The organism is Roseateles sp. AC306 (genome assembly GCF_979253795.1).
The window spans coordinates 1-231 of the sequence record NZ_CEEDEB010000162.1 but is presented as its reverse complement, the minus strand read 5'-3'; the positions used below and the strand labels follow the sequence as shown (position 1 = coordinate 231).

Annotated in this window: 1 pseudogene; it reads left to right on the top strand. The window is 64.9% G+C overall.

Annotated elements, in window-relative coordinates:
* Positions 1–43: 43 nt before the first annotated feature.
* Positions 44–231 (top strand): annotated as a pseudogene (locus AC0IZJ_RS28810) (hypothetical protein); the annotation flags it as partial.

Here is a 231-nt window from a genome sequence, read left to right as displayed (position 1 = left end):
CAACGTCGAGCTGGACCCGGTGCAGTGCCTGAAGATGATTGAGATGGACACCCACCGGAACACGGTGGACGTCAGCAGCCGGCGCACGGGCAAGACGGCGGTGAAGGAGATGTACAACCTGGAGCGCCGGGCCACCGAGGCGTATCAGGAGTGCGGCATCGTGGCGCCGCGGATGCAGCAGAGCCAGAACAACCTGGACTACCTGCTGGAGGCGATCAGGCGCAGCCCGAT